The organism is Bartonella sp. CL266QHHD (genome assembly GCF_042195355.1).
In the GTDB taxonomy this organism is placed as follows: Bacteria; Pseudomonadota; Alphaproteobacteria; order Rhizobiales; family Rhizobiaceae; genus Bartonella.
On sequence record NZ_JBHIOD010000025.1, the window covers coordinates 1 to 1,257 of the forward strand.

At 41.5% G+C, this 1,257-nt stretch carries 2 pseudogenes; both read right to left on the minus strand.

Annotated elements, in window-relative coordinates:
* Positions 1–1,078, minus strand: a pseudogene (locus tag ACFIK7_RS02555) (DnaB-like helicase C-terminal domain-containing protein); the annotation flags it as partial.
* Positions 1,035–1,257: pseudogene (locus ACFIK7_RS02560) on the minus strand (late control protein); the annotation flags it as partial. The pseudogenes ACFIK7_RS02560 and ACFIK7_RS02555, both read right to left, overlap by 44 nt.

Below are 1,257 nucleotides of genomic sequence, written 5' to 3' on the forward strand. Positions count from 1 at the left end.
TTTTCTAATGAACGCTTTGAACCGCTTGTCATGAGTTGGATATAATCGATAATCAAGACATCTAGACCATGTTGTCGTTTGAGACGCCTTGCACGGGCGGACAATTGTGCAAGGGATACACCCCCCGTTTGATCAATATAAAGAGGGATTGTTTGTAAGGAGCGCATTGCGTGAATAATTTTTGCAAATTGCTCTTCTGAGATATTACCACGGCGCATATCAGAAGAAGAAACCTTTATTTGCTCTGAGATAATACGAGTTGCAAGCTGTTCTGTTGACATCTCAAGTGAGAAGAAACCTACAATGCCCCCTTCATTTTCTTGGCTGTTATCACGCTTACAAGCATTGGCAATATTAAAAGCAATATTGGTCGCCAGAGAGGTTTTCCCCATTCCAGGGCGTCCAGCTATGATAATCAAATCGGATGGCTGTAGCCCCCCATTTTTTCATCAAGGGTTTTGATATGGGTAGCTATCCCAGAAAGCTGTGAGGAACGCTTTTTCGCTGCACTTGCCATGTTAAGTGCTTTTGTAATGGCTGTATTAAAGTTTTCAAACCCACCTCCATATTTCCCTTTTTCGGCGAGCTCAAATAACTGATTTTCAATCGTTTCAATTTGTTGGGTAGGCGTGAGCTCTACAGGAGCATCAAAAGCTGTATTGGCAACTTCATTGCCAAGATTAATCAAAGACCGGCGGATAAAAAGATCGTAAATAACGCTCCCATAATCTTCAGTGTTAATAATAGTGACTGCCTCTGTGGTTAAGCGAACAACATACTGGTATACAGTAATATCTCCAACTTTTTCTTCCATTTGGATATAGGGCTTGATTGTAATGGGGTTTGCAAGATGACCATTTTGAATAATTTGTAAGACAATCTCAAAGATCTTTTGGTGTAGCGTTTCAAAAAAATGTTCTGCTTTGAGAAAGTCTGAAACGCGATCGAGTGCATTATTATTAATCAGGATTGCTCCAAGTAATGCCTGCTCTGCTTCAATATTATGGGGAAGTTGACGAAAAGAAGAAGCAAAATTATCTCTTGGATTTTCTGTTTTTAGCATGTTCAGTGTTCTCATTGCTTTCTTTTCCCTTGTCTGGTGCCTCAAAGGTGATTTCTGTGGTGTATCCGCTTTGCTTCTCATAGCAGTGGGTGACGGTCGCGGCTTTCCATGGTCCATTGATTTGCCCACGAAACCCTTGCAATAAAAGAGGTTGATCCGCCATGACTTCGGGACGCCCCTCAAGGGTCAAAGAA